The sequence below is a fragment of the Phenylobacterium sp. genome (assembly GCF_037189685.1).
Taxonomy (GTDB): Bacteria; Pseudomonadota; Alphaproteobacteria; order Caulobacterales; family Caulobacteraceae; genus Phenylobacterium.
The window spans coordinates 131,111-154,668 of the sequence record NZ_JBBCIT010000003.1; the positions used below are offsets into that span (position 1 = coordinate 131,111).

General features: G+C 70.4%; 21 protein-coding genes. 2 read left to right on the top strand and 19 right to left on the bottom strand.

Annotated features, from left to right (window positions below; genetic code table 11):
* Nucleotides 1–7: 7 nt before the first annotated feature.
* The 7 genes from frr to sidA form a co-directional block, all read right to left on the bottom strand.
* A complete protein-coding gene (gene frr, locus WG212_RS02010; RefSeq protein WP_337185388.1) occupies nt 8–574 on the bottom strand; it encodes a ribosome recycling factor in 567 nt (188 codons plus the stop codon).
* Nucleotides 575–616: 42 nt separating this feature from the next.
* The gene (gene pyrH, locus WG212_RS02015) at nt 617–1,336 is read right to left on the bottom strand and encodes a UMP kinase (protein WP_337185389.1); all 720 of its coding nucleotides are present in this window, start codon (nt 1,334–1,336) and stop codon (nt 617–619) included.
* Between the two features lie 86 nt (nt 1,337–1,422).
* The gene (gene tsf, locus WG212_RS02020; RefSeq protein WP_337185390.1) at nt 1,423–2,361 is read right to left on the bottom strand and encodes a translation elongation factor Ts; all 939 of its coding nucleotides are present in this window, start codon (nt 2,359–2,361) and stop codon (nt 1,423–1,425) included.
* Nucleotides 2,362–2,466: 105 nt separating this feature from the next.
* Nucleotides 2,467–3,342, bottom strand: coding sequence for a 30S ribosomal protein S2 (gene rpsB, locus WG212_RS02025; RefSeq protein WP_337185391.1), 876 nt, complete (start codon nt 3,340–3,342; stop codon nt 2,467–2,469).
* A gap of 182 nt (nt 3,343–3,524) precedes the next feature.
* A complete protein-coding gene (locus WG212_RS02030; protein ID WP_337185392.1) occupies nt 3,525–3,821 on the bottom strand; it encodes a hypothetical protein in 297 nt (98 codons plus the stop codon).
* Between the two features lie 55 nt (nt 3,822–3,876).
* Nucleotides 3,877–7,332: a DNA polymerase III subunit alpha gene (gene dnaE, locus WG212_RS02035; RefSeq protein WP_337185424.1), complete on the bottom strand. Its 3,456-nt coding sequence runs from the start codon at nt 7,330–7,332 to the stop codon at nt 3,877–3,879.
* An 11-nt stretch (nt 7,333–7,343) separates the two neighbouring features.
* Complete coding sequence (gene sidA, locus WG212_RS02040; RefSeq protein WP_337185393.1) at nt 7,344–7,433, bottom strand: cell division inhibitor SidA; 90 nt, start codon at nt 7,431–7,433, stop codon at nt 7,344–7,346.
* Between the two features lie 130 nt (nt 7,434–7,563).
* Between sidA and WG212_RS02045 the strand changes: the two genes are divergently transcribed.
* The gene (locus WG212_RS02045; RefSeq protein WP_337185394.1) at nt 7,564–8,793 is read left to right on the top strand and encodes a hypothetical protein; all 1,230 of its coding nucleotides are present in this window, start codon (nt 7,564–7,566) and stop codon (nt 8,791–8,793) included.
* Nucleotides 8,794–8,799: 6 nt separating this feature from the next.
* Here WG212_RS02045 and WG212_RS02050 read toward each other — a convergent pair whose 3' ends face one another.
* The 7 genes from WG212_RS02050 to WG212_RS02080 form a co-directional block, all read right to left on the bottom strand.
* The gene (locus tag WG212_RS02050) at nt 8,800–10,155 is read right to left on the bottom strand and encodes an amidohydrolase family protein (protein WP_337185395.1); all 1,356 of its coding nucleotides are present in this window, start codon (nt 10,153–10,155) and stop codon (nt 8,800–8,802) included.
* 93 nt (nt 10,156–10,248) lie between these two features.
* Complete coding sequence (locus tag WG212_RS02055) at nt 10,249–10,947, bottom strand: ABC transporter ATP-binding protein (protein WP_337185396.1); 699 nt, start codon at nt 10,945–10,947, stop codon at nt 10,249–10,251.
* Nucleotides 10,940–12,175, bottom strand: a complete 1,236-nt coding sequence (locus WG212_RS02060) for a lipoprotein-releasing ABC transporter permease subunit (protein WP_337185425.1) — start codon at nt 12,173–12,175, stop codon at nt 10,940–10,942. The genes WG212_RS02055 and WG212_RS02060 overlap by 8 nt, the downstream gene beginning before the upstream one ends.
* Before the next feature lie 86 nt (nt 12,176–12,261).
* Nucleotides 12,262–13,578, bottom strand: coding sequence for a proline--tRNA ligase (locus WG212_RS02065; RefSeq protein ID WP_337185397.1), 1,317 nt, complete (start codon nt 13,576–13,578; stop codon nt 12,262–12,264).
* Nucleotides 13,579–13,676: 98 nt separating this feature from the next.
* Entirely contained in the window at nt 13,677–13,937 is a 261-nt protein-coding gene (locus WG212_RS02070; RefSeq protein WP_337185398.1) for a DUF1467 family protein, read from the bottom strand.
* A complete protein-coding gene (mce, locus tag WG212_RS02075) occupies nt 13,937–14,359 on the bottom strand; it encodes a methylmalonyl-CoA epimerase (RefSeq protein WP_337185399.1) in 423 nt (140 codons plus the stop codon). The genes WG212_RS02070 and mce overlap by 1 nt, the downstream gene beginning before the upstream one ends.
* Nucleotides 14,360–14,426: 67 nt before the next feature.
* On the bottom strand, nt 14,427–16,763 hold the full coding sequence (locus WG212_RS02080) for a CoA transferase (RefSeq protein ID WP_337185400.1): 2,337 nt from the start codon (nt 16,761–16,763) through the stop codon (nt 14,427–14,429).
* Between the two features lie 244 nt (nt 16,764–17,007).
* Here WG212_RS02080 and WG212_RS02085 point away from each other — a divergent pair, with 244 nt between their 5' ends.
* Nucleotides 17,008–17,361 carry a GIY-YIG nuclease family protein gene (locus WG212_RS02085; RefSeq protein ID WP_337185401.1) on the top strand — a complete coding sequence of 118 codons (354 nt, stop codon included), beginning with the start codon at nt 17,008–17,010 and terminating at the stop codon, nt 17,359–17,361.
* Nucleotides 17,362–17,421: 60 nt separating this feature from the next.
* On the opposite strand, the gene WG212_RS02090 is transcribed toward WG212_RS02085, so the two are convergent.
* From WG212_RS02090 to WG212_RS02110, 5 genes are read right to left on the bottom strand one after another with little or no spacing between them, the layout of a single operon-like run.
* Nucleotides 17,422–19,101 (bottom strand): ribonuclease J, encoded by a 1,680-nt coding sequence (locus WG212_RS02090; RefSeq protein WP_337185402.1) that lies wholly within the window; start codon nt 19,099–19,101, stop codon nt 17,422–17,424.
* Nucleotides 19,101–19,874 carry a type III pantothenate kinase gene (locus WG212_RS02095; protein WP_337185403.1) on the bottom strand — a complete coding sequence of 258 codons (774 nt, stop codon included), beginning with the start codon at nt 19,872–19,874 and terminating at the stop codon, nt 19,101–19,103. The genes WG212_RS02090 and WG212_RS02095 overlap by 1 nt, the downstream gene beginning before the upstream one ends.
* Nucleotide 19,875: 1 nt before the next feature.
* On the bottom strand, nt 19,876–20,616 hold the full coding sequence (locus tag WG212_RS02100; protein ID WP_337185404.1) for a biotin--[acetyl-CoA-carboxylase] ligase: 741 nt from the start codon (nt 20,614–20,616) through the stop codon (nt 19,876–19,878).
* Between the two features lie 3 nt (nt 20,617–20,619).
* The gene (gene nuoN, locus WG212_RS02105; protein ID WP_337185405.1) at nt 20,620–22,050 is read right to left on the bottom strand and encodes an NADH-quinone oxidoreductase subunit NuoN; all 1,431 of its coding nucleotides are present in this window, start codon (nt 22,048–22,050) and stop codon (nt 20,620–20,622) included.
* Nucleotides 22,051–22,059: 9 nt separating this feature from the next.
* Nucleotides 22,060–23,544, bottom strand: a complete 1,485-nt coding sequence (locus tag WG212_RS02110) for an NADH-quinone oxidoreductase subunit M (RefSeq protein ID WP_337185406.1) — start codon at nt 23,542–23,544, stop codon at nt 22,060–22,062.
* Nucleotides 23,545–23,558 lie beyond the last annotated feature (14 nt).

Consider the following 23,558-nt stretch of genomic DNA (forward strand, 5'->3'; position numbering starts at 1 on the left):
CGGGAGATCAGACCTGCATGATCTCTTGTTCCTTGGTTTTCAAGGCTTCGTCCACGCGCTTGATGGCTTCGTCGGTGAACTTCTGCACCTCCGCCTCCATGCGCTTCTCCTCGTCCTGGCTGATGACGCCGTCCTTCTGGGCCTTGCGGCAGTCGTCGTTGGCGTCCCGGCGCACGTTGCGGATGGCGATGCGCTGCTGCTCGGCGTACTTGCCGGCGATCTTGGCGATCTCCTTGCGGCGCTCCTCGGTCAGGGGCGGGATCGGCAGGCGCAGGGTGGTGCCGTCCACGACCGGGTTGAGGCCCAGGTCCGAGGCGCGGATCGCCTTCTCCACCGACACCACCAGGCCGCGGTCCCAGACGTTGACCGTGATCATGCGGGGTTCGGGGACGCTGATCGCGCCCACCTGGTTCAAAGGCGTGCTCGCGCCATAGGCTTCGACGTGGATCTGGTCCAGCAGGCTGGCCGAGGCGCGTCCCGTGCGCAGCGAGCCGAACTCCTCCTTCAGGGCGGCGACCGCCTTGTCCATGCGGTCCTTGTACTTCGACAGCACCGGCTTTTCGGTCGCGGCCATGTCGGCGTCTCCGTCTCTTGTCGTTGTCCGGGAATACTCGGGTCAGGCGATGGTCGTGAAGACCCCTTCGCCCTTCAGCACTTTCAGCAGGTTGCCGCGTTCGCGGATGTTGAACACCACGATCGGGATCTGGTTGTCGCGCATCAGGCTCACGGCCGAGGCGTCCATAACCTTCAGGTTCTTCGCCAGCACGTCGGTGTAGCTCAGGGTCTCGTAGCGCGTGGCCGAGGCGTCGGCCTTGGGGTCGGCGGTATAGACCCCGTCCACGCTGGTGCCCTTGAACAGCGCCTCGGCGCCCATCTCGGCCGCGCGCAGGGCGGCGCCGGAATCGGTGGTGAAGAACGGCGCGCCGACGCCGGCGGCGAAGATCACCACCCGGCCCTTCTCCAGGTGGCGCAGGGCGCGCCGGCGGATATAGGGCTCGCAGACCGCGTCCATCGGGATGGCCGACTGCACGCGGGTGAAGACGCCCAGCTTTTCGAGCGCCGCCTGCAGCGCCAGCGCGTTCATCACGGTAGCCAGCATGCCCATGTAGTCGGCGCTGGCCCGTTCCATGCCGGCTTCGGCGAGGGCCGCGCCGCGGAAGATGTTGCCGCCGCCGACCACCACGGCCACCTGGATGCCCGCACGGGTCACCTGGGCGATCTCGTCGGCCACGGCGGCCAGGGTCGCCGGATCGATGCCGAACTTGTCGCCGCCGACGCCCGCCTCCCCCGAGAGCTTCAGGAGGATGCGTTTGTAGCGCGGCTTGTCGGCGGGCATGGGCGAGTCCTGATTGGCGAACGGAACATACAGCAAGGGCGCGGCGCGTCGAACGCGCCGCGCCCCGGCAGTCTCAGCGATGCGGCTCAGGCGCCGCCGGTCATCGAAGCGACTTCCGCGGCGAAGTCGTCGGCCTTCTTGTCCACGCCTTCGCCCAGGGCGAGACGCACGAAGCCTTTCAGCGACACGGCCCCGCCCACCTGCTTGCCCGTCTCGGCGACGAGTTGCTCGATGGTCTGGTCCGGGTTCATGACGAACGGCTGCTTCAGGAGAACGACCTCCTCCTGCCACTTGCGGATGCGGCCCTCGACCATCTTCTCGGCGATCTCGCGGGGCTTGCCCGACTCCATCGCCGTCTGGGTCTGGATCTCGCGCTCCTTCGCCACCACGGCGGGGTCCAGCTCGTCCGACGTCAGCGCCAGAGGCGGGGTCGGCGTGCCGGCCACGTGCAGGGCGATCTTGCGCGCCACCTCGCCCAGGACGGCCTGGTCGCCCGGGCCTTCCAGCGCCACCAGCACCGCCAGGCGGGCCACGTCGTCGCCCTGCTTGTTGTGCAGGTAGAGCGACACCGCGCCCTGGTCGACCGACAGCTTGGCCGCGCGGCGCAGGCGCATGTTCTCGCCGATCGTCGCGATCAGGTTGGTGATCACGTCGCTGACGACCTCGCCCGACGCCGTCTTGGCCGCGGTGATCGCGTCCACGTCGCCACTGGTGGTCAGGGCCACCTCGGCGAACGCGCGCGCCGCGTTCTGGAACGACTCGTTCTTGGCCACGAAGTCGGTCTCGGCGTTGAACTCGACCAGCACGCCGGTCTTGCCGTCGGCCGCGATCTTGCCGGCCACCAGGCCTTCGGCCGCGGCCCGGTCGGCCTTCTTGGCCGCCTTGGCCAGGCCCTTCGTCCGCAGCCAGTCCATCGCGGCGTCGACGTCGCCGCCCGTTTCCTGCAGCGCCTTCTTGCAGTCCATCATGCCGGCGCCGGATTTTTCGCGCAGGTCCTTGACCAGCGCAGCGGTGATTTCCGCCATGGTCAGCTCCTTCAAGGTCTTTGAATCACGACAGACCCCCGGTGTGAGGGCCCGTCGTCAGGGTTTTGTGACAGCCAGTCCTCCGACCAGGCGCCCGAGAGCGCCTCAGCCGGCCTGTTCTTCGCCCGCCGCATCGGCCGCGGGGGCTTCGGCGCCGGTCATCTCGGCTTCGAGGGCCGCAGCTTCCGGCGCGGTGACCTCGGGTTCGGCCGCCGGTTCCGGCGTCAGCTCACGGGCCAGCGTCGGCTCGATCGGCGCTTCCGAGGCGCCCAGGTCCACGCCCGCGGCCGACTGGCCGGCGGCCAGGCCATCGAGCACCGCGTCGGCGAGCAGGTCGCAGTAGAGCTGGATCGCGCGGGCGGCGTCGTCGTTGCCGGGGATCGGATAGGTGATACCGTCCGGGTTGCAGTTCGTGTCCAGGATGGCGATCACCGGAATGTTGAGCTTCCGGGCTTCCTGAATCGCGATCGCTTCCTTGTTGGTGTCGATCACGAACATCAGGTCGGGAATGCCGCCCATGTCCTTGATGCCGCCCAGGCTGAGCTCCAGCTTGTCGCGTTCGCGGGTGAGCTGCAGCAGTTCCTTCTTCGAACGGCCCTGGCCTTCGCCGGTCACCACGCCGTCGAGTTCGCGCAGGCGCGTGATCGAGCCCGACACCGTGCGCCAGTTGGTGAGCGTGCCGCCCAGCCAGCGGTGGTTCACATAGTACTGGGCGCAGCGCTTCGCGGCCGTGGCGATCGGCTCGGAGGCCTGCCGCTTGGTGCCGACGAACAGGATGCGGCCGCCGCCGGCGGCGACCTCGCGCACCTTCACCAGGGCCTGGTGCAGCAGCGGGATCGACTGCGACAGGTCGATGATGTGGATGTTGGACCGCGAGCCGAAGATGTACTTGTCCATCTTCGGGTTCCAGCGGTGCGTCTGGTGGCCGAAGTGGGCGCCGGCTTCCAGGAGCTGGCGCATGGAGAAATCAGGCAGAGCCATCGTCTGTATCGTCTCTTTCTTCCGGTTGGACCGCCGCGGGCAAACCCTCCGAAGAGGACCGGAACGGACAGGACGGGATGTCTCCCCGCCCAAGACCGCACACCCGCGTGTGGATTGGAGCGGCGCATGTAGTGGGAAACAGGCCGGAAATCAAGACGAAGCGGCGACGCCCGTCGGTGCGGCTACCACGTCTTGCGCTTGGGGTCCGGGCCGAAGACGCTGGTCGTCGGGGCCTTGGGCTTCGGCGCAGCCTGATAGGGCGAGCGGCCCTCGGGGCGCTCGTAAGTGGACACGCCCTTGTAGGGTTTGAACGCCGGGGCGGCCGGCGCCTTCGGCGCGGAAGGCGCTGCGGGGGCGGCCGGCTTGGCCGCCGGCGCCCAGGGCTGGCGGCCGCCGTAGGTCCCTTGAGCGAACGCCGGAGCCGCTGCGGACCCCGCCAGGACGACCGTCAGCGCGGCCGATATCAGCGCCGTTCTCATTTTCGACCCCCCGAATTGCTGCACTAAGGAAAGCACGCAAGACGTCAACGCGCCATTACAGCTCCTCGACGAACACCACGCCCGGCGCGGTCTTCAGCGCCCCGCGCACCGCCCCGTCCAGCGGGAAGCGGCCCGGCAGCCGCATCTCCACCTCCCGGCCGCCGCCGAGCTGGGCGGTCAGCACCACCTCCCCGCCCCGGCCGTTCGAGACGCCCAGGCGCTTCTTGATGGCCTCGATCTCGGCGCTGGGCGAGACATGGACCCTCAGGCCCGCGACCACGTTCTCCACCGCCTTCTCCACCAGCTCGACGTCGTCGCCGAAGAAGCGCACCTCGCCCTCGCTGGCCTTGGCGCGCACCTTCAGCACCACGGCCTTGCCCGGCTCCAGCAGGTCGCGGCACTTGCGCAGGGATTCCGGCGGGAACAGCACCTCGTACTCCCCGGTCGGGTCCGAGAACGTCACGAACGCGAACTTCTCGCCCGAGCGCGACGGCCGCTCCTGCTTGCGGCGCACGACGCCGGCCATCCTGAGCGCCTCGGCGCCGGCGGCGGCGCGCGCGACGGCGTCGGTGAGCAGGTCGGTCCGCTTGCGCCTGAGCGCTTCCACCATGTCGTCCAGCGGGTGTCCTGAGAGGTAGAAGCCCACCGCCGCCAGCTCCTCGTCCAGGCGTTCGGTCGGCGTCCACGGCTCGGCCCGCGTCAGCCGTGGCCGGTGACCGCCCGACAGGTCCTCTCCGAACAGGCTCACCTTGCCCTCGGCGCGATCCGAGGCCAGCGCCTGGCCGTGGCCGATCAGCGCTTCCGCCGAGGCCAGCAACTCGGCGCGGTTGGGATGGATGGTGTCGAACGCGCCCGCCCGGACCAGGGTCTCGAAGGTGCGTTTGTTGACCTGCCTGGGATCGACCCGCTCGACGAAGTCGAAGATGTCGCGGAACGGCCCGCCCTCGCGCCGCACCTCGGCCACGTGCTGCATCGCCTGGAGGCCGACGTTGCGGATCGCGCCCAGGGCGTAAAGCACCTCGCCGTTCTCGACATCGAAGTCGGCCATCGAGCGGTTCACGCAAGGGGGGCGGATCCGCACGCCGAAGCGCTTGGCGTCCTGGTAGAAGACCGCCAGCTTGTCGGTGTTGGCGATGTCGAGGCTCATCGACGCGGCGAAGAACTCGACCGGATGGTTCGCCTTCAGCCAGCCCGTCTGGTAGCTCAGGAACGCGTAGGCCGCGGCGTGCGACTTGTTGAAGCCGTAGCCTGCGAACTTGTCGACGAGGTCGAAGATCGCGCCCGACTGGACCGCCGGCACGCCCTTGGCCTCGGCGCCCGAGACGAACCGGGCGCGCTGAAGCTCCATCTCCTCCTTCTTCTTCTTGCCCATGGCGCGGCGCAGGAGGTCGGCTTCGCCCAGGCTGTAGCCCGCCAGGATCTGGGCGATCTGCATCACCTGTTCCTGGTAGACGATGATCCCGTAGGTCTCCTTCAGCACCTCCTCCAGCATGGGGTGCAGGTAGTCGATCTCCTTGCGGCCGAACTTGCAGTCGACGAAGGTCGGGATGTTGTCCATCGGCCCCGGGCGATACAGCGCGCCGATGGCGGTCACATCTTCGATGGAGTTGGGCCGAAGCTGGCGCAGGGCGTCCCGCATGCCCTGCCCTTCGAACTGGAAGACGCCGATCGTCTGGGCGTTGCTCATCAGCTCGTAGGTCTTGTCGTCGTCCAGCGGCAGCCGGGCCATGTCGACCAGCTCGCCGCGCTTCTCCAGGTACTTCACCCCGCGGTCGATGACCGTCAGCGTCTTCAGGCCCAGGAAGTCGAACTTCACCAGGCCGGCGCTCTCCACCCACTTCATGTTGAACTGGGTGGCCGGCAGCTCCGAGCGCGGGTCGCGGTAGAGCGGCGTCAGTTCCGTGAGCCGGCGGTCGCCGATCACGACGCCCGCCGCGTGGGTGGACGCGTTGCGGTACAGCCCCTCCAGCTCCTGGGCGATGTCCAGCAGCCGCGCCACCGGCTCCTCGCGCTTCGCCTCCTCCTTCAGCCGGGGCTCGATCTCCAGGGCCTGGGCCAGCGTCACGGGGTTGGCCGGGTTGGCCGGGACCATCTTGGCCAGCCGGTCCACCTGCCCGAGGGGCAGTTGCAGCACCCGGCCCACGTCGCGCAGCACGGCGCGGGCCTGGAGCGTGCCGAAGGTGATGATCTGGGCCACGCGGTCGCGGCCGTAGCGCTGCTGCACGTAGGTGATCACCTCCTCCCGCCGCTCCTGGCAGAAGTCGATGTCGAAGTCGGGCATCGAGACCCGCTCCGGGTTGAGGAAGCGCTCGAAGAGCAGGCCGTACTGCAACGGGTCGAGGTCGGTGATGGTCAGCGAATAGGCCACCAGCGACCCCGCGCCCGAGCCACGCCCCGGCCCGACCGGAATCCCCCGCGCCTTCGCCCACTTGATGAAGTCGGCCACGATCAGGAAGTAGCCGGGGAACCCCATCTGGGTGATCACCTGGATCTCGCGCTCCAGGCGGGCCTCGTACTCCTCGACCGGCCGCACGTTGGCGCGCCCCGCCGCCATCCGCGCCCTCAGCCCGTCGCGGGCCTGCCGCGCCAGTTCCTCGGCCTCCGAGATCCGGCCGTCGGTGAACTGGGGCAGCAGGGGGTCGCGCTTGCCCACCATGAAGGCGCAGCGCCGCGCGATATCCAGGGTGTTGTCGCAGGCCTCGGGCAGGTCGGCGAACAGGGCGCGCATCTCGGCCGCCGACTTGAACCCGTGCTCGGCCGTGACCCGCCGCCGCTCGTCCTGGCCCACGAACGCCCCGTCGGCGATGCACAGCAGCACGTCGTGCGCGCCATGCGCCTGGGCGTTCCTGAAATAGACGTCGTTGGTGGCGACCAGCGGCGCGTCCTCGTCGTAGGCGAAGGCCACCAGCCCGCCCTCGGCCGCCGCCTCGGCCGCCGCCCCGTGCCGCTGCAGCTCGACGTAGAAGCGGTCGCCGAACGCCCGCTTCATCTCGGTCAGCGCCGCCCGGCCCTCGTCGGCCTTCCCGGCCGCGAACAGATGGTCCACGGGCCCGTCGGGGCCGCCGGACAGCAGGATCAGGCCCTCGGACAGGTCACAGACCTTCGCCCAGGGGACATGCGGCTCGTCGCTGGCCTCGATCTCGAGATAGGCCAGCGACGACAGCTCGCAGAGGTTGAGATACCCCTGCTCGGTCTGGGCCAGCAGGGTCACCGTGGGGATCTTGGCCCAGCGCTCGGGCGGCGCCTCGCCCACCCCGCGCACCGGCAGCGCGCAGCCGATGATCGGCTGGACGCCCTCGCCCTTCGTCGCGACCGAGAACTCCAGCGCGCCGAACAGGTTGGCGCGGTCGGCGATGGCGACGGCGGGCATGCCGTCGGCCTTGGCCAGGGCGCCGATCTTGTCGGCCTTGATGGCGCCTTCCAGCAGGGAGTAGGCCGAGCGGACCCGAAGGTGGACGAACCCGTCGCCCCCGCCGCCATCCACGCCCTGCACGATCGCGGCCTCCCCCATGCGCATGGCGGTCAGCCCACCAGGCCGGCCACCGAACAGACCATCCAGACAAAGCTGGCCACCGACGCAAACGCCAGCGATTCCCGGGCCAAGCGAACCATCTTCCGCATCCTCCTGTGGGGCGCCTGTGGAGAACCTGTAGGCGCGTTCCGTTTTCGTTCCTTTTCACCTTTTGTTCCATAGGTCAAGCCGCTAGGCTGGCGCCCGTTGCTGGAACGTGGGGGCGGGAACTTGAGGGCGACACGACACAGACGGACGGCCGGGCCGTCGCCGCTGCTCGCCGTCCTGGCGGCTGGCGGTTTCGCGCTGGCCGCCCCCATGCTGGGCGCCTCTGCGCTGGCCACCCCCGCGCCGGACACCTCCCTGACGCCTGGGGCCGCACCTTCGCCTTGCGTCGGGGCCTGGAGCGGCGAAGGCCGGCCCCTGCGGTTTCGCGACGGGATGGCCGAGGCCGAGCGGCGGGCGCTGAGCGCGGCCGTCTTCCTGGCCCTGGACGATCCGGCCGGCGCCGCCGACTGGCCGGCCGGCGCGATCGAGGACGCGCCGCCCTGCGAACTGGCGCGCTTCCAGGCCGACGGCGTGACCTGGACGATCTCGGGCGGTGTCGCCCCTGCCCCGCCGCGCGTCATCCGCGGGCCTGGGACCTCCGACTACTTCTTCGTCGCGGAAGCGCCCGCGCTGGACGACGCCGGCCGGTGGGCGGCGGCGATGACGCCGCTCGTCCCGCGCACGAAGCCGCCCGTCTATCTCCTCGTCGGCGCGACGGGCGAACGGCGCTTCGTCTTCGCGGCCTACGACTCGGCGCCCGGAACCAAGCAACTGGCCGACGACGTGGTGAACGTCGTGGAGGGCGACGCCGCGCCGATCGCGCTTTTCGACCGTCCCGGCGCGGCGGTCACCGTGGCCGCCACCAGCCGCAGCGGCGTGCAGGCCGACCTCTACCGTCCGGCGCTGCTCGATCGCCGCCGGACGGCCACGCTCTACGGGCCGGACGGCCGCTACTTCGTTCCGATGGCCGGCGACGCGATACGGCTCCACGGTTCCGGCCTCGAGTGTCCGGCCCGCCATGGCGCGTTCGAGCGCGCCCGCCTGATCGTGATGGACACGCGTCCCGACCACCTGGACCTGGCCTGCGTGTTCGAGGCCGGGGAGAGCTACATCACCGTCTTCAGCCAGCGCCTCGCCGACCCCAGGACCGACCGGGCCTACATCGCCGAACAGATCGCGGGTTCGAAGGCCTCGACCGGCGTTTCAGGCCGCCGGACGACGACGGAACGCCTTCGCTCGGCCGACGCCGGCCATCGGTGGGAGGACAGTTCCGGCCAGCAGCAGGCGCTGTGGTTCCACCGCCGGGGCGACGACCTGATCGAGGCGCGCGCGACCTTCACGCCCGAGGCCGAGGCGGACGTCGTCAGCCTCGTCGAAAGCCTGTTCGGCCAGCCGTGGCGGCGCGGAGACTGAAAGGCGTCACGGCCGTTCGGCCGGCGGGAACGGCTGGCGCTGGCCGCCCAGCTTGTGGACCACCCCGCGGCGCATCACGAAGGTCGGCCGTTCCAGCTCGGTCACGTCGGCCAGCGGGTTCCGGGCCACCGCGACGATGTCGGCGTCCTTCCCCGGCTCCAGGGATCCCAGGGTCTCGCGCCGGCCCAGCAGTTCGGCGGCGTCCGCGGTCGCGGCCTTGATCGCCTGGGCCGGCGTCATGCCCACGCCGACCATCAGGGCGAACTCCTTGGCGTTGTCGCCGTGGCTGGACACGCCGGTGTCGGTGCCGAACGCGATCTTCACGCCCGAGGCGATCGCGCGCCGATGGTTCTCCATCGCCGCCTTCGCGGCCACCTCGGCCTTGTCCAGGGTGTTGCGCGACCGCGAACCGGCCCGCGCCTGGGCCAGGGCCGCCTGGGGCGCCAGCATGGTCGGCACGAACCAGGCGCCGGTCTTGCGGAACAGCGCGTCGGTGCCGGCCGTGCCGAAGGTGCCGTGCTCGATGGAATCCACGCCCGCCCGCAGCGCCGCCTCGATCCCGTCGGTCCCGTGGGCGTGGGCGGCCACCTTGCGGCCGAACATGTGGGCCGTCTCGACCACCGCCTTCATCTCGTCGTCGTACATCTGCCGGCCCAGGCCGCCGGCGACGTTCGAGTTCACGCCGCCGGTCGCCATGAACTTGATGACCTCGGCGCCCTGCGAGATCTGCGAGCGCACCGCCCGGCGGCAGTCTTCCGGCCCGTTGCAGACGGTGGCCTGGCGCACGTGGGCCGCCGCGGTCAGGTCGCGGTTGAGGTTGTTGGAGCCGTCGCCGTGACCGCCGGTGACCGAGATCGCGCCGCCCGCCGCGACGATGGTCGGCCCCGGCAGCAGGCCCGCGGCGATCCCGTCGCGCAGGGCGGTGACGCTGCGCACGTCGCTGCCCAGGTCGCGCACGGTCGTGAACCCGGCCTCCAGCGTCCGCCGGGCGTTGTCGGCGCCCAGGATCACCACGTCCTCGATGTCGCGGGTCGGCCCCTCGATGCGGCCCCTCAGCTTGTCGTCGTCGCTGAAGATGTGGACGTGCATGTCGATCAGGCCCGGCAGGACGAACTGGTCCTTCAGGTCGATCAGCCGCGCGCCCGGTCCGCCGGCCTGCGCCGGGTCGGCATGGCCGTCCTGCACGGCGGCGATCCGGCCGTCCCGGATCACCAGGGTCGAGGGCCCCCGCGGCGCCTGGCCCGGCCGGTCCAGCAGGCCGCCGGCGTGGATCACGGTGGTGACGGGCGCGGTCTGGGCCGACGCCTGCGGCGCGGCGACAAGGCAGAGCGCGGCGGCGGCCGCGGCGACGGACAGGCGCATGACTGGAGTCCCCCGATGACAGGCGCCGCAGCCTATCGGCGCGATCCGGCCTGTCCAGCCGCACCCGTCCCGCCCGACCGGACCTCCGCCGGCTCAGGCCGCAGTCGGCGGGGTCCAGGGCTCCAGGCGACCCTCCCGGAGCGCCAGCACCCGGTCCATGTGCCCGGCGAGTTCCAGGTTGTGGGTCGCCACCACGGCCGCCACGCCCTGGCTGCGGGCCAGGGCATAGAGGCTGTCGAACACGGCGCCCGAGGTCGTCGGGTCCAGGTTGCCCGTGGGCTCGTCGGCCAGCAGCAGCCGCGGCCGGTTGGCCAGAGCGCGCGCGATGGCCACGCGCTGCTGCTCCCCGCCCGAGAGCTGCGGCGGATGGTGGTGGGTCCGCTCGCCCAGGCCCAGGCTGGTCAGCAGCTCGCGCGCCCGGTCGCCGGCCGCCCGACGCCCGGCGCCGGCGATCATCATCGGCAGGGCCACGTTGTCGAGGGCCGAGAACTCGGGCAGCAGGTGGTGGAACTGGTAGACGAAGCCGATGGTCGCCAGCCGCACGCGGGTGCGTTCGCGCTCGTTCAGGTGGGTGCAGTCCCGCCCCTGGATGGCGATGCGACCGCCGTCGGGATGCTCCAGCAGTCCGGCGGCGTGCAGCAGGCTCGACTTGCCCGACCCCGACGGGCCCACCAGCCCCACGATCTCGCCCGGCCGCACGTCCAGGTCCACGCCCGTCAGCACGGGCAGCGCCCCGGCCGCGGTCACATAGGTCCGCTCGAGGCCGCGGATCGAGAGGACGGCGTCACTCATAGCGAAGCGCCTCCACGGGATCGAGGCGCGACGCCCGCCACGCGGGAATGAGGCTCCACAGGCACGCCATGCCCAGCGAGAAGACCGAGATCCCCGCCACCTCGACGGGATCGACCTTCGCGGGCAGCCGCGACAGGTAGTAGACGTCCGAGGCGAACACCTGCGTGCCGGTGGCCCATTCCACGAAGCTCTGGATCGGTCCGATGTAGACCGAGAACAGCACGCCCAGCGTCACGCCCGCGATCGTGCCCAGCGCGCCGATCGTGGCGCCGGTCATGAAGAAGATGCGCAGCACCGAGCCCTGCCCCGCCCCGATGGTGCGCAGGATGGCGATGTCGCGGGTCTTGTTCTTCACCAGCATCACCAGCCCCGAGATGATGTTGAGCGCCGCGATCACGATCAGCATCCCCAGGATCAGCCGCATGGCGACCCGCTCCACGGCCAGCGCGCCCCAGAAGGCGGTGTCGCGCTGGGTCCAGTCGGTGACGATGGCCGCGGGCCCTGCCGCCCGCGCGATGTCGGCGCGCAGCGCCGGGGCCTTGTCGGGATCGACCACCTTCACCTCGATGGCGTCGGCGCTGTCCTCGCGGCCGAAGAAGAGCTGGGCCTGCTCCAGGGGCATGTAGATGTAGGCCTGGTCGAACTGGCTCATGCCGACGCTGAAGGTCGCGGCCACCGTGTAGGGCTTCTGCAACGGCGTGCCGCCGAACGCCGTGGCGCCGCCCGCCGGCGAGATCAGGGTCAGGGTGTCGCCGGGCATGACCCCCAGCGACTGGGCGAGGCGCTCGCCCACCACGATCATGTCGCCGCCGTATTCGCCCTGGCCGAACCCGGTCAGCCGGCCCTGGACGATGTTGCCCGACACCAGCCGGGTCTTCGCCAGGTCCCCGGCGCGGATGCCGCGCACCAGGGCCCCGGTGATCTGGCTGGGGCCGATGGCGATGGCCTGGGCCTCGATGACCGGCGCCGCCAGGGTGACGCCCGGAACCTTCGCGATGGCGTCGGCGGCCACGTCGCGACCCGGCCCGTCCAGCACGCCGCCGGTGACGAACACGTGGCCCTGGAAGCCCAGGATCCGGCCCAGCAGTTCGGCGCGGAACCCGTTCATCACCGACATGGTGGCGATCAGCACGCCCACGGCCAGCATGATGCCGATGAACGAGATGACCGAGATCAGCGCCACGCCGCCCTGCTGGCGCTTCGCCCGCAGGTAGCGCCACGCCACCATCCGCTCCCAGAGCCCGAACGGCCGGGCCCGGCCCGCGAAGCCCTGACCTGCGACGTCCTGGGCGGAGACGTCCTGGGCGGAGACGGTCAACCCGTGATGGCCTTGATCGCGGCGTCGAGCGACAGCGTCTGGCGCTCGCCCGTACCGCGTCGCTTCAGCTCGACCACCCCCTCGGCCACGCCCTTGGGCCCGACGATGAGCTGCCAGGGGATGCCCACGAGGTCTGTGGCGGCGAACTTCGCGCCCGGCCGGTCGTCGCGGTCGTCGTACAGCGGATCGATCCCCGCCTCGGACAGCGCCTTGTAGGCCGCCTCGCACGTGGCGTCGCAGCCCGCGTCGCCGGCGCGCAGGTTCAGCACCGCGGCGCCGAAGGGCGCCACGCTGTCGGGCCAGATGATGCCGCCGTCGTCGTGGCTGGCCTCGATGATGGCGCCCACGAGCCGCGAGACGCCCACGCCGTACGAGCCCATCTGGACGGCCACGTCCTTGCCGTCCGGCCCCGTCACCTTCGCGCCCATCGGCGCCGAGTACTTCTCGCCGAAGTAGAAGATGTGGCCCACCTCGATGCCGCGGGCCGTCATCCGCTTGTCCTCGGGCAGGGCGCCATAGGCGGCCTCGTCGTGCATCTCGTCCGAAGCGGCGTAGAGCGTCGTGCGCTTCTCGACCAGCGGCTGGAGATCGCCGTCCCAGTCGATGTCGGGGCCGGGCGCGCCCATCTCCACCAGGTCGCGGTGGGCGAAGACCTGGCTCTCGCCCGTCTCGGCCAGGATGATGAACTCGTGGGAGAGGTCGCCGCCGATGGGCCCCGTGTCGGCCCGCACCGGGATCGCCTTCAGGCCCAGGCGCGAATAGATGTTGAGATAGGCCAGGAACATCCGGTTGTAGGCGCGCCGCGCCGCCGCCTCGTCGATGTCGAAGCTGTAGGCGTCCTTCATCAGGAACTCGCGCCCGCGCATCACCCCGAACCGGGGCCGCCGCTCATCGCGGAACTTCCACTGGATGTTGTAAAGATTCTTCGGCAAATCCTTGTAGGATTTGACGTAACTCCTGAAGATATCGGTCACGACCTCTTCCGCCGTGGGGCCGTACAGCAGGTCGCGCTCGTGGCGATCCTTGATGCGCAGCATCTCCTCGCCATAGTCGTCGTAGCGGCCGCTCTCGCGCCACAGGTCGGCGAGTTGCAGCGTGGGCATCAGGATCTCGACGGCGCCGGCGCGGTTCATCTCCTCGCGCACGATCTGCTCGATCTTCTTCAGCACCTTCAGCCCAAGCGGCAGCCACGCATAGATGCCCGCCGCCTCCTGCCGGATGAGCCCCGCGCGCAGCATGAGCTGGTGCGACACGATCTGCGCGTCGGCGGGCGCCTCGCGAAGCGTCGGCATGAAGTATCGCGAAAGGCGCATGGGATTCCCGTCCGGTCAGGCGAAGGCGCCGTGATAGCCTTGCCGCGCGAACCTTGGCAACGATGAGGCGACGACGCGGGTTCCCCGGCCGGCCCGGCTCAATGCGTCCGCGGCAGCGGCGGCAGCTTGATCAGGCCGAGCCACAGCACGACCCACAGGACGGCGAAGATCACCGCGGTGATCCCCGTGGTGACCAGGAACTTCTGCTTCAGCTTCGGATCCACCGGCGCCCCGGGGTCGCCGCCGTCGCCCTTGTCGATCCCGGCCTCGGCATGCGACTGCACCCCGAACGGCAGCACGGCGAACAGCACCGTCCACCAGATCGTCAGGAAGACGGCGATCGAGGTGAACGGGCCCATCAATGCGCCTCTTTCGGCGTTTCCATCAGCTCGACCAGCACCCCGCCCATGTTCTTCGGATGCACGAAGATCACCGGCGTCCCGTGGGCGCCGATCCGCGGCTTGCCGCCGTTCAGCACCGTGGCGCCCTTGGCGACCATGTCGTCGCGCGCCGCTTCGATGTCGGCCACCTCGAAGCAGATGTGATGCTGGCCACCGGCCGGATTCTTCTCCAGGAAGCCCTTCAGGGGCGAGGCGTCGCCGTGCGGCTCGATCAGTTCGATCTGGCTGTTCGGCAGGTCGACGAAGCACACCCACACGCCCTGTTCGGGCAGGGCGAACTTCTCGCCGATCTTCGTGGCGCCCAGCACGTCGCGATACAGCGCGACCGACTGCTCGATGGAGGGCGTCGCGACGCCCACGTGGTTCAGTTTCCCGATCATGCCCCGCCTATACGCCGCCTCGCGCGCCGGGGCGAGATCACCTTGCGGAACGAGGCGCACCGGCCCTTCAGAACACCGCCCCCTGCGCCACCAGTTCGGCGATACGGTCGGCCGGCACGCCATACCCCCCCAGGATCTCCGCGGAATGCTCGCCCAGGTCCGGCGTGGGCCGCGAGAAGCCCGTCGGCGTCCGCGAGAAGGCCGAGAAGGCCCTGGTGCTGACCACCGGCCCGAGCCGGGGATGCGTCCAGGCCTCCACGAAGCCGTTCTGCGCCAGGAACGCGTCCTCGAGGGCCTCGGCGCCGCGGATCGCCGGCGCGGCGGCGACGCCCGCCGCCCGGAGCGCCGTCAGCGCCTCGCCCCGCGGGCGCGCCGCGAGGGCTGTGGCGATCCCGTCGGCCAGCGCGCCGTCGCGAGGCTCGGTCAGGGCCCCGTCGTCCAGGTCCAGCCCCACAACCTCGCCCAGCGCGCGGGCTTCGGCCCCGGTCTCGGCCACCAGGCCGATCCAGCCGTCGGCGCACGCATAGAAGCGGTGCAACGCCGAGACCCCGATACAGTCGACGTCGCCGTCCACGTTCGGCGGCCGGCCGTCGTAGGTGGTCACCTCGCCGCTCTGGAACAGCAGGCTCTGGGCCATCAGGCTCGTCAGCACCTCCTGGCCCTCGCCGGTTCGCTCGCGCGCGTTCAGGGCGGCGATCACGGCCCCTGCGACGGTGGCCGCCGTGGCGATGTCGTTGACGGCGATCGTGTAGAGGACCGGGTCGCCCGCGCCCCCCTGTCCCGCCATCATCCCGCCCTCGGCCTGGAGCAGCGGGTCGAACCCCGGCAGCGCCGCCCGCGGCCCGCTCTCGCCATAGGCGTTGATCGAGCAGGAGATGATCCGGGGGTTGGCGGCCTTCAGCGCCGCGTAGTCGATGCCCAGGCGCCCCCGCACGCCCAGCCGGTAATTGTCGATCACGACGTCGGCCTGCCGGACCAGATCCAGGAACAGCGCCCGCGCCGAGGGTGTCTTGAGGTCCAGCCCCAACGCCCGGTTGCCGCGGTTGTAGGCCATGAACTGCGAGCCGTCCGACCGGAAGGGATCGCCCTCCCGCGGCTCGATCTTCGCCACGTCGGCGCCGAGCTGGGTCAGGATGGTGCCCGCATAGGCGCCCGCGATCACCGTGCCCAGGTTCAGAACCTTCACGCCGGCCAGCGGCCCGCCGGAGTCCGGAGCGCCTGAGTCCGGAGCGCCTGAGTCCGGAGCGCCTGAGTCCGGAGCGCCTGGGTCCGGAGCGCCTGGGTCCGGAGCGCCTGGGTCCGGAGCGCCTGGGTCCGGAGCGCCGGACTCAGGCGCCGCCCGCGGGGACCAGGCTGGCGGTGCGGCGATGGATTTCGCCAGTCCGCGCACCGAGGCGGGGGTCGTCGCGAACTTCACCGAGGGCGCGGGCGTGGCCACCACGCCCAGCGTCGGATGCGCCAGTTCCAGCCTCAGGCCCGCGTCCCGGACCACCTCGCTGGCGAACCAGGCCTCGCGGCGGCCGATGGGTCCGCACGGCACGTCGTTGGCCCGCAGCGCCTCCAGCCACTCGTCCCGCGTCCGCGTCAGGAACATGCCTTCCAGGAGGTCGCGCGCCGCCAGCATGTCGGCCTCAAGCGCGTCGAAGGCGTCCTCCAGGCCCAGCACCTCGAAGGCCTTGCGATAGAAGTTGTTGAACAGCGTCCCGAGGAAGAACCATTCCCCGTCCGCGCATTGATACAGCCGGTAGCGCGGGTTGCCGCCCGGCGGCACGGGCCGGGGAAGCGGCGGCTCGACGAAGACCTTGGACGGCGGCGCCGCCTCGGCCGCGCCGTGCAGTCCGGTGACCACCAGTCCCTGGCCCCGCCCGCTGCGGGTCCGCTCGAACAGCGCCGCCCCGATCGCGCCTGCGCCCAGCACGGCCTGCGCATACCAGGCGATCGGCAGCGTCAGATGCACGGGCTGGTCGCTCCACGCGCCCTGGCGGAACGCGACGCCCGTCAGGCCGGCCAGCAGCAGGTGGTGCGGCGCCAGGTCGCTCCACTCGCCCGTGGTCCCGTAGGGCGGCATCCAGGCGTGGACTAGTCCGGGATGGGCCGCCGTCAGCGTCTCGGCGTCCAGTCCCAGCGCCTCCAGGCGTCCCGGCGCGTGGTCGAACAGCGCGACGTCCGCTCCCGCGATCAGCGTCCGCGCGGCCGCCAGCCCCTGGCCGTCGCCGAGATCCAGGGTCAGAACCTGCTTGTTGCGGTTCCAGGTCTGATAGCCGGCCGTTCGCTGCGCCCGGTCGCCGCCCGGCGGCTCCACCTTGACGATCTCGGCCTCCAGGTCGCCCAGCAGCATGGCGGCCATCGGCCCGGCCACCCCTTGCGTGAAGTCGACGATCCGAACGCCCCTGTACGCGGACATGCGCAGCCGGCCTCCCCTGCCCTTACCCTATCGCGCGGCTGCCCGCGTCTCGCTAAGGCCATCAAACCCGCCCTTCGAACGCGCGGCAAGCGGCATGGGCGAGATTCGACGGGCTCGGGCTGGCGTCGGCGCGAACCGAAAACAACTCCGCTCATCCCGGCGAATGCCGGGACCCAGATCGTATGGCTCAGTTCGTCGGCAGTCACATCTCGACAAGTACGGCATCATGGAACATTGTAAGAACATGTTCCATGTCTACATCCTTGCGAGCCACCGCAATGGAACGACCTACGTCGGTCACACGAACGATCTGGCGCGGCGTATCTGGGAGCACCGCGAGGGAATCTACGGCGGCTTCACCATGAAGTATGGGGTCAAACGGCTCGTATGGTTCGAAGAGCATGGATCGCGCGAAGAGGCGTTCCGCCGAGAGCGGCGAATCAAAGAGTGGCGCCGATCATGGAAGCTGCTGCTGATCGAAGAGCGAAACCCGACTTGGCGGGACCTGTTCGAGGAGGTCTGTGGGGCGGACGTGGATGTGGAAGCCTGGCTGGCCGAGTTGGATCGCAGAGACGCAGCGCCTATGGCGGGCGTCTGATTTCGCCACGCCGAACCATATGATCTGGGTCCCGGCATTCGCCGGGATGAGCGGAAGGATCTATATCCGCAGCACCGTCGTCTCCACCACGGGCCGCTTGCCCCAGATGCGCTGGCTGGCCTTCTTCACCGCCCGGGTGATCATGGTCTCGATGGTGTCGTCGAGATCCCGGTCCTCGCCCTTCAGGCGCTTGAGCGCCTGCTCGGCCTCGTCGGCCAGTTCGTCGAGGATGTCGTCCAGCGCGCTCTCGCCGTCGGCGGGCAGCCCCAGGACGCGCACCTGCGGGCCGCTGACGATCCGGCTGCGGCCGTCCAGCGCCACCGAGACCGCGATCATCCCGTTGTAGGCGGCGTGGCGGCGCTCGCGCAGCGCATCGCCGTTCTCGGGCGTCAGCACGCCCGCGTCCACGAACAGGCGGCCGGCGGGCACCTCGTCGATCACCTCGGCGCGGCCGGGCGCCAGCCGCACGAGGTCGCCGTTGCGGGGCGTCACCTGCTGCGGCACCTGGAGGTCGCGGGCGAAGGCCGCGTGCTCCATCAGGTGGCGCCGCTCGCCGTGCGTCGGCACCGCCACCTGCGGCCGCGCCCAGCGGTACATCTCGGCCAGCTCGTCGCGGCACGGGTGGCCCGAGACGTGGATGCCCGGATGGTCGCGCTCGGTGTAGAGCCGCACGCCGCGCTCGGTCAGCTTGTTCTGCAGGTTGCGGATCGGGATCTCGTTGCCCGGGATCACCCGGCTGGAGAAGACCACGCTGTCGCCCGAGGCCAGCTTCACGTGCGGATGCGTGCCCTCGGCGATCCGGGCCAGCGCGGCCCGCGGCTCGCCCTGGCTGCCGGTGCAGAGATAGAGCACCGCGTTCTCCGGCAGGTGCTTGGCCTCGGTGTCGTCCAGGAAGGGCTGGATGTCCTGCATCAGGCCGACCGACTTCGCCGCCGCCGCCATCCGGTGCATCGAGCGCCCGGCGAGGCAGACGCGGCGCCCCGCCGCCTCGGCCGCGCGGATCACGCTGTCCATCCGCGCCACGTTCGACGCGAAGCACGCCACCGCCACCTTGCCCTTCAGGCCGCCGATCAGCGACGTCATGGCCTCGCGCACGTCGGCCTCGGACCCGGCGTGGCCGTCCACGAAGACGTTGGTGCTGTCGCACACCATCGCCAACACGCCCTCGTCGCCCAGCCGGCGGATCGCGGCGGCGTCGGTGACGTCCCCCAGCAGCGGGTCGGGGTCGATCTTCCAGTCGCCGGTGTGCAGGATCGTGCCCAGCGGCGTGCGGATCGCCAGGCCGTTCGGCTCGGGGATGGAGTGCGTCAGGGTGATGAGGTCCAGCGTGAACGGCCCCAGCTCGATCCGCCCGCCCAGCGGGACCTCGGTGATCTCCACCTCGTCCAGTAGGTCGGCCTCGCGCAGCTTCTCGCGCAGGATGAAGGCGGTGAACGGCGTCGCGTAGATCGGCGCCTGGAGCCGTGGCCACAGCCAGGCCACGGCGCCGATGTGATCCTCGTGCGCGTGCGTCAGCACGATGCCCAGGATGCGGTCGGCGTACGCCTCGATGAACGTCGGGTCGGGCAGGATCACCTCGACGCCCGGCGTGGTCTGGTCGCCGAACGTCACGCCCAGGTCGACCACGATCCACTTGCGGTCGTGCGCCGGGCCGAAGCCGTACAGGTTGAAGTTCATCCCGATCTCGTTCGACCCGCCGAGCGGCAGGAAGACGAGTTCGTCGTCTCTGGATTTCGCCATCAGGCCTTCTTCGTGTTCCGCCGCCAGATCTCCAGCATGCCACGGATGGTCAGGTCGGAGTCGAAGTGATCGATGCTGGTCGTCGCGCCGTGGAACAGCGAGGCGACACCGCCGGTCGCGACGACGGTCAGGGGTTCGGCGCGCTCGGCCTTGATCCGCGAGATCAGGCCTTCGATCAGGGCGATGTAGCCCCAGAACACGCCCGACTGCATGGCGCCCACCGTATCGGTGCCGACCACCCGCTGCGGCTTCTGGATCGCCACCCGCGGCAGCTTGGCGGCGGCCGAGTGCAACGCCTCCATCGACAGGTTGATGCCCGGCGCGATCACCCCGCCCTCGAAGCCGCCGTCCGCGGCGATGATGTCGAATGTGGTCGCCGTGCCGCTGTCGATGACGATCAGGGCGCCGGGATGGGCGGCGTGTGCGCCCACCGCGTTCACCAGCCGGTCGGCGCCGGCCTCGGACGGCTTGTCGATGCGGACCGGTATGCCCAGGTCCACGTTCTCGCCGATCACGAGCGGTTCGACGTGCAGGTAGCGCCGCGCCAGGTTGCGCAGGTTGAAGATCGACTGCGGCACCACGCTGGAGATGATGCAGGCGTCGAAAGCCCCCAGCGCCAGGCCGGCCATGCCCAGGAGTTGCGAAAGCCAGACGGCGTATTCGTCGGCCGTCCGCGTGGAGTCGGTGCCGGCCCGCCACTGCGCCGTCCACCGTTCGCCGTCATGAACGGCGAACAGGGTGTTGGTGTTGCCCTGCTCGATGGCCAGCAGCATGTCACGCCTCCCCGAAGAACACGTCGCCCGCGGTTATCCGCTCCAGCCCGCCGTCGTCCAGCCGCAGCCGGAGCGCCCCGTCCGCGTCCAGGCCCTCGGCGACGCCCCGCAGGGTCCGGTTCGGCAACCGCGCCTCGCACGGCTGTCCCAGGCCCGTCGCCCGCTCTGACCAGCCCGCGGCGATGGGCGCGAACCCCTGCGTGGTCCACGCGACCCGCCAGCGCTCGAAGGCCGGCGCCAGGACGTCCAGGGCCGCGCGCGGGGTCGGCGGCGGCCCCGCCATATGGTCGGCGAACGCCGTCGCGGGGCGCTCGACGTCGGTGGGCGCATGGGCGAGGTTCACCCCGATCCCCACCGCCAGCCACAGCCGTCCGTCCGGCCGCGTGCCGGATTCCACCAGGATGCCCACGGCCTTGCGCCCGTGGACCAGCACGTCGTTCGGCCATTTCAGCCGCGCCGCGCCGGGCCCCAGGCAGGTGTCGGCCAGGTCGCACGCCGCCAGCGCGGCCACGAAGGAAAGCTGCGCCGCCTCGCCCGGCGGCCGGTCCGTGGTGGCCAGTAGCGTGGCCGCCAGGTTGCCGCGGAGCGTCGACCACGCCCGTCCCCGCCGCCCGCGCCCGGCGGTCTGGACGGCGGCGGTGATCCAGACGGGGCCGCCCTCGCCCGCCTCGCCGCGGCGTCGCGCCTCGGCGTTGGTGGAGTCGAGTTCCTCGTAGGCCTCGATGGGCGGGGTCGCGACCAAGCCCTAGGCCAGGCCCAGCGACAGCGCCGCGCGCTGGGCCAGCGGGGTCAGCCAGACCAGGGCGACCAGCACGACCGGGAAGGCGAAGATCGCCGTCACGGCCGCGATCGCCCGCGCCTCGGCCGGCGGCTTGTCGGTGGCGCCGGGGCTGCCGTCGAACCACATCACCTTGATGAGCCGCAGGTAGTAGAAGGCCGCCACGACCGATCCCACGAGGCCGATCACCGCCGCCACCCAGAGTCCGGCGTCGATCGCCGCCTTGAAGACGAAGACCTTGGCCCAGAAGCCCGAGAACGGCGGCAGGCCCAGCGCCGACAGCGCGAAGACGGTCATGGCCAGCGCCAGCCCCGGCCGTTCCTTGATCAGGCCCGCCATGTCGTCGATCGTCTCCATCGGCCGCCCGTCGCGCGACAGCGCGGCCAGGCAGGCGAAGAAGCCCGTCACGTCGATCATGTACAGGATCATGAACATCAGCATCGCCTGCACGCCGTCCGACGTACCCGACGAAAGTCCCAGGACCGCGTAGCCGACGTTGGCGATCGAGGAATAGGCCCACAGGCGCTTCAGATTCTTCTGCACCAGGCCGCCGAAGGCCCCGACCGCCACCGAGATGAGGGCCAGGACAACCAGCACCTGCTGCCACTGATCGGCCGCGCCGGCGAACCCGTCAGCCAGCACGCGGGCGAACAGCACCATCGCGGCCAGCTTCGGAGCCGCGGCGAAGAAGGCCACCACCGGCGTCGGCGCGCCTTCGTAGACGTCCGGCGTCCACATGTGGAACGGCGCCGCCGAGACCTTGAAGGCCAAGCCGCAGATCAGGAAGACGAGGCCGAACAGGAGGCCCGTGTCGGCGCCCGAACCGGCCGCCGCGGCGATCTCGGAATACAGCGTCGAGCCCGAGAAGCCGTAGACCAGGCTGGCCCCGTACAGCAGCATCCCCGACGAGAGCGCCCCGAGGACGAAGTATTTCAGGCCGGCTTCCGAGGCCTTCGGGTTGTCGCGGTGCATCGCCGCCAGGACGTAGAGCGACAGCGACGACAGCTCGACGCCCACGTACAGCGAGATCAGGTCGCCGGACGAGGCCATCATGCCCATGCCCAGCGCGGCCAGCAGCACCAGCACCGGGAACTCGAACACCCGCACGCCCCGCCGCTCGAACCACGGCAGGCCCAGGGGGATCGCCACGGCCGAGGCCAGGTAGATCGCCACCTTGGCGAAGCTGGCCGCCGCGTCCGAGATCAGCCCGCCGCCGAACGCTTCGCCGAACGGCTGCGTCGCCGAAGCCACGGCCGCCGCCAGCAGCACCAGCACCGCGCCGCCGCCCACCAGCCGGGTCTGCTTCGGCGCGAAGGCGCCCACGACCAGCAGGCCCAGGGAGCCGAGGGCCAGGACGATCTCAGGGAGGGCCAGCGCCAGATTGTCGGTGAAGGTCATCGAACGTCCCTACCCGCCGATGGCCGCACGATAGACCTGCACGAGCTGGTCGACCGACGCCTGGGTCACGTTGAACACGGAGTTGGGCTGCACGCCCATGTAGAGGGTGGCGATCACGAGCGGCGCGAAGATCGCGATCTCGCGCCAGTCCAGGTCCTCGATGGCCGAAAGCTTCGGATTGGTCATCTCGCCGAACACCACGCGCCGGTACAGCGTGAGCATGTAGACCGCCGAGAGGATGACGCCGCTGGCCGCCAGGATGGCCGCCCAGGTCGACACCTCGTAGACGCCCACCATGGCCAGCACCTCGCCCACGAAGCCGCTGGTGCCCGGCAGGCCCACGTTGCCCATGGTGAACAGCATGAACACGCCCGCGTAGAACGGCATCCGCTTCACCAGCCCGCCGTAGAACGCGATCTCGCGGGTGTGCATGCGGTCGTAGATCACGCCGACGCAGAGGAAGAGCGCGCCCGAGATCACCCCGTGGCTCAGCATCTGGAAGATGGCGCCCTGCTCGCCCTCGGCGTTGCCGGCGAAGATGCCCATGGTCACCAGGCCCATGTGGGCCACCGACGAATAGGCGATCAGCTTCTTCACGTCGGTCTGCCGGAACGCGATCAGCGAGGTGTAGATCACCGCGATCACCGACAGGGTCAGGACCAGGGGCGTGAACAGGTCGGAGGCCTGCGGGAACATCGGCAGCGAGAAGCGCAGGAAGCCGTAGCCGCCCATCTTCAGCAGGATGCCCGCCAGGATCACCGAGCCGGCGGTCGGCGCCTCGACGTGCGCGTCGGGCAGCCAGGTGTGGACCGGCCACATCGGCATCTTCACCGCGAACGACGCGAAGAACGCCAGCCACAGCCAGGTCTGGGCCTCGGGCGTGAAGGCGTACTGCATCAGCGCCGGGATCGAGCTGGTCCCGCTGACCCCGATCATGAACAGGATCGCCGCCAGCATGAGCACCGAGCCCAGCAGGGTGTAGAGGAAGAACTTGAAGGCGGCGTACACCCGCCGCGCGCCGCCCCAGATGCCGATGATCAGGAACATCGGGACCAGGCCGAACTCGAAGAAGATGTAGAACAGCACCAGGTCCAGCGCGCAGAACACGCCGATCACCAGCGTCTCCAGCACCAGGAAGGCGATCAGGTATTCGTGGACCCGCTTGTCGATCGACCGCCACGACGCGGCGATGCACAGCGGCATCAGGAACGCCGTCAGCAGCACGAACAGGATCGAGATCCCGTCCACGCCCATCCGGTAGCTCAGGCCCATGAACCAGGCCGTCTCTTCCACGAACTGGAAGCCCGGGTTCGAGGAGTCGTACTGCGCGACCAGCAGGACCGAGAGGACGAAGGTGGCCAGGGTGGTGACCAGCGCGATCCAGCGCGCCGTCTCGGCCGACTTCGGATCGTCCGCACGCCCGCCGAAGCGCAGGGCCAGGATGCCCAGCACGCCCACCAGCGGCGCATAGGTGATGAGGGAGAGAAGCGGCATCTTAAGTGGTCATC

Excerpts from the sequence above, each read along its gene's own strand:
- frr (WP_337185388.1), bottom strand. The coding sequence starts at position 574 with ATGGCCGCGACCGAAAAGCCGGTGCTGTCGAAGTACAAGGACCGCATG.
- pyrH (WP_337185389.1), bottom strand. The coding sequence starts at position 1,336 with ATGCCCGCCGACAAGCCGCGCTACAAACGCATCCTCCTGAAGCTCTCG.
- tsf (WP_337185390.1), bottom strand. The coding sequence starts at position 2,361 with ATGGCGGAAATCACCGCTGCGCTGGTCAAGGACCTGCGCGAAAAATCC.
- rpsB (WP_337185391.1), bottom strand. The coding sequence starts at position 3,342 with ATGGCTCTGCCTGATTTCTCCATGCGCCAGCTCCTGGAAGCCGGCGCC.
- WG212_RS02030 (WP_337185392.1), bottom strand. The coding sequence starts at position 3,821 with ATGAGAACGGCGCTGATATCGGCCGCGCTGACGGTCGTCCTGGCGGGG.
- dnaE (WP_337185424.1), bottom strand. The coding sequence starts at position 7,332 with ATGGGGGAGGCCGCGATCGTGCAGGGCGTGGATGGCGGCGGGGGCGAC.
- sidA (WP_337185393.1), bottom strand. The coding sequence starts at position 7,433 with ATGGTTCGCTTGGCCCGGGAATCGCTGGCGTTTGCGTCGGTGGCCAGC.
- WG212_RS02050 (WP_337185395.1), bottom strand. The coding sequence starts at position 10,155 with ATGCGCCTGTCCGTCGCCGCGGCCGCCGCCGCGCTCTGCCTTGTCGCC.
- WG212_RS02055 (WP_337185396.1), bottom strand. The coding sequence starts at position 10,947 with ATGAGTGACGCCGTCCTCTCGATCCGCGGCCTCGAGCGGACCTATGTG.
- WG212_RS02060 (WP_337185425.1), bottom strand. The coding sequence starts at position 12,175 with ATGGTGGCGTGGCGCTACCTGCGGGCGAAGCGCCAGCAGGGCGGCGTG.
- WG212_RS02065 (WP_337185397.1), bottom strand. The coding sequence starts at position 13,578 with ATGCGCCTTTCGCGATACTTCATGCCGACGCTTCGCGAGGCGCCCGCC.
- WG212_RS02070 (WP_337185398.1), bottom strand. The coding sequence starts at position 13,937 with ATGGGCCCGTTCACCTCGATCGCCGTCTTCCTGACGATCTGGTGGACG.
- mce (WP_337185399.1), bottom strand. The coding sequence starts at position 14,359 with ATGATCGGGAAACTGAACCACGTGGGCGTCGCGACGCCCTCCATCGAG.
- WG212_RS02080 (WP_337185400.1), bottom strand. The coding sequence starts at position 16,763 with ATGTCCGCGTACAGGGGCGTTCGGATCGTCGACTTCACGCAAGGGGTG.
- WG212_RS02085 (WP_337185401.1), top strand. The coding sequence starts at position 17,008 with ATGTTCCATGTCTACATCCTTGCGAGCCACCGCAATGGAACGACCTAC.
- WG212_RS02090 (WP_337185402.1), bottom strand. The coding sequence starts at position 19,101 with ATGGCGAAATCCAGAGACGACGAACTCGTCTTCCTGCCGCTCGGCGGG.
- WG212_RS02095 (WP_337185403.1), bottom strand. The coding sequence starts at position 19,874 with ATGCTGCTGGCCATCGAGCAGGGCAACACCAACACCCTGTTCGCCGTT.
- nuoN (WP_337185405.1), bottom strand. The coding sequence starts at position 22,050 with ATGACCTTCACCGACAATCTGGCGCTGGCCCTCCCTGAGATCGTCCTG.
- WG212_RS02110 (WP_337185406.1), bottom strand. The coding sequence starts at position 23,544 with ATGCCGCTTCTCTCCCTCATCACCTATGCGCCGCTGGTGGGCGTGCTG.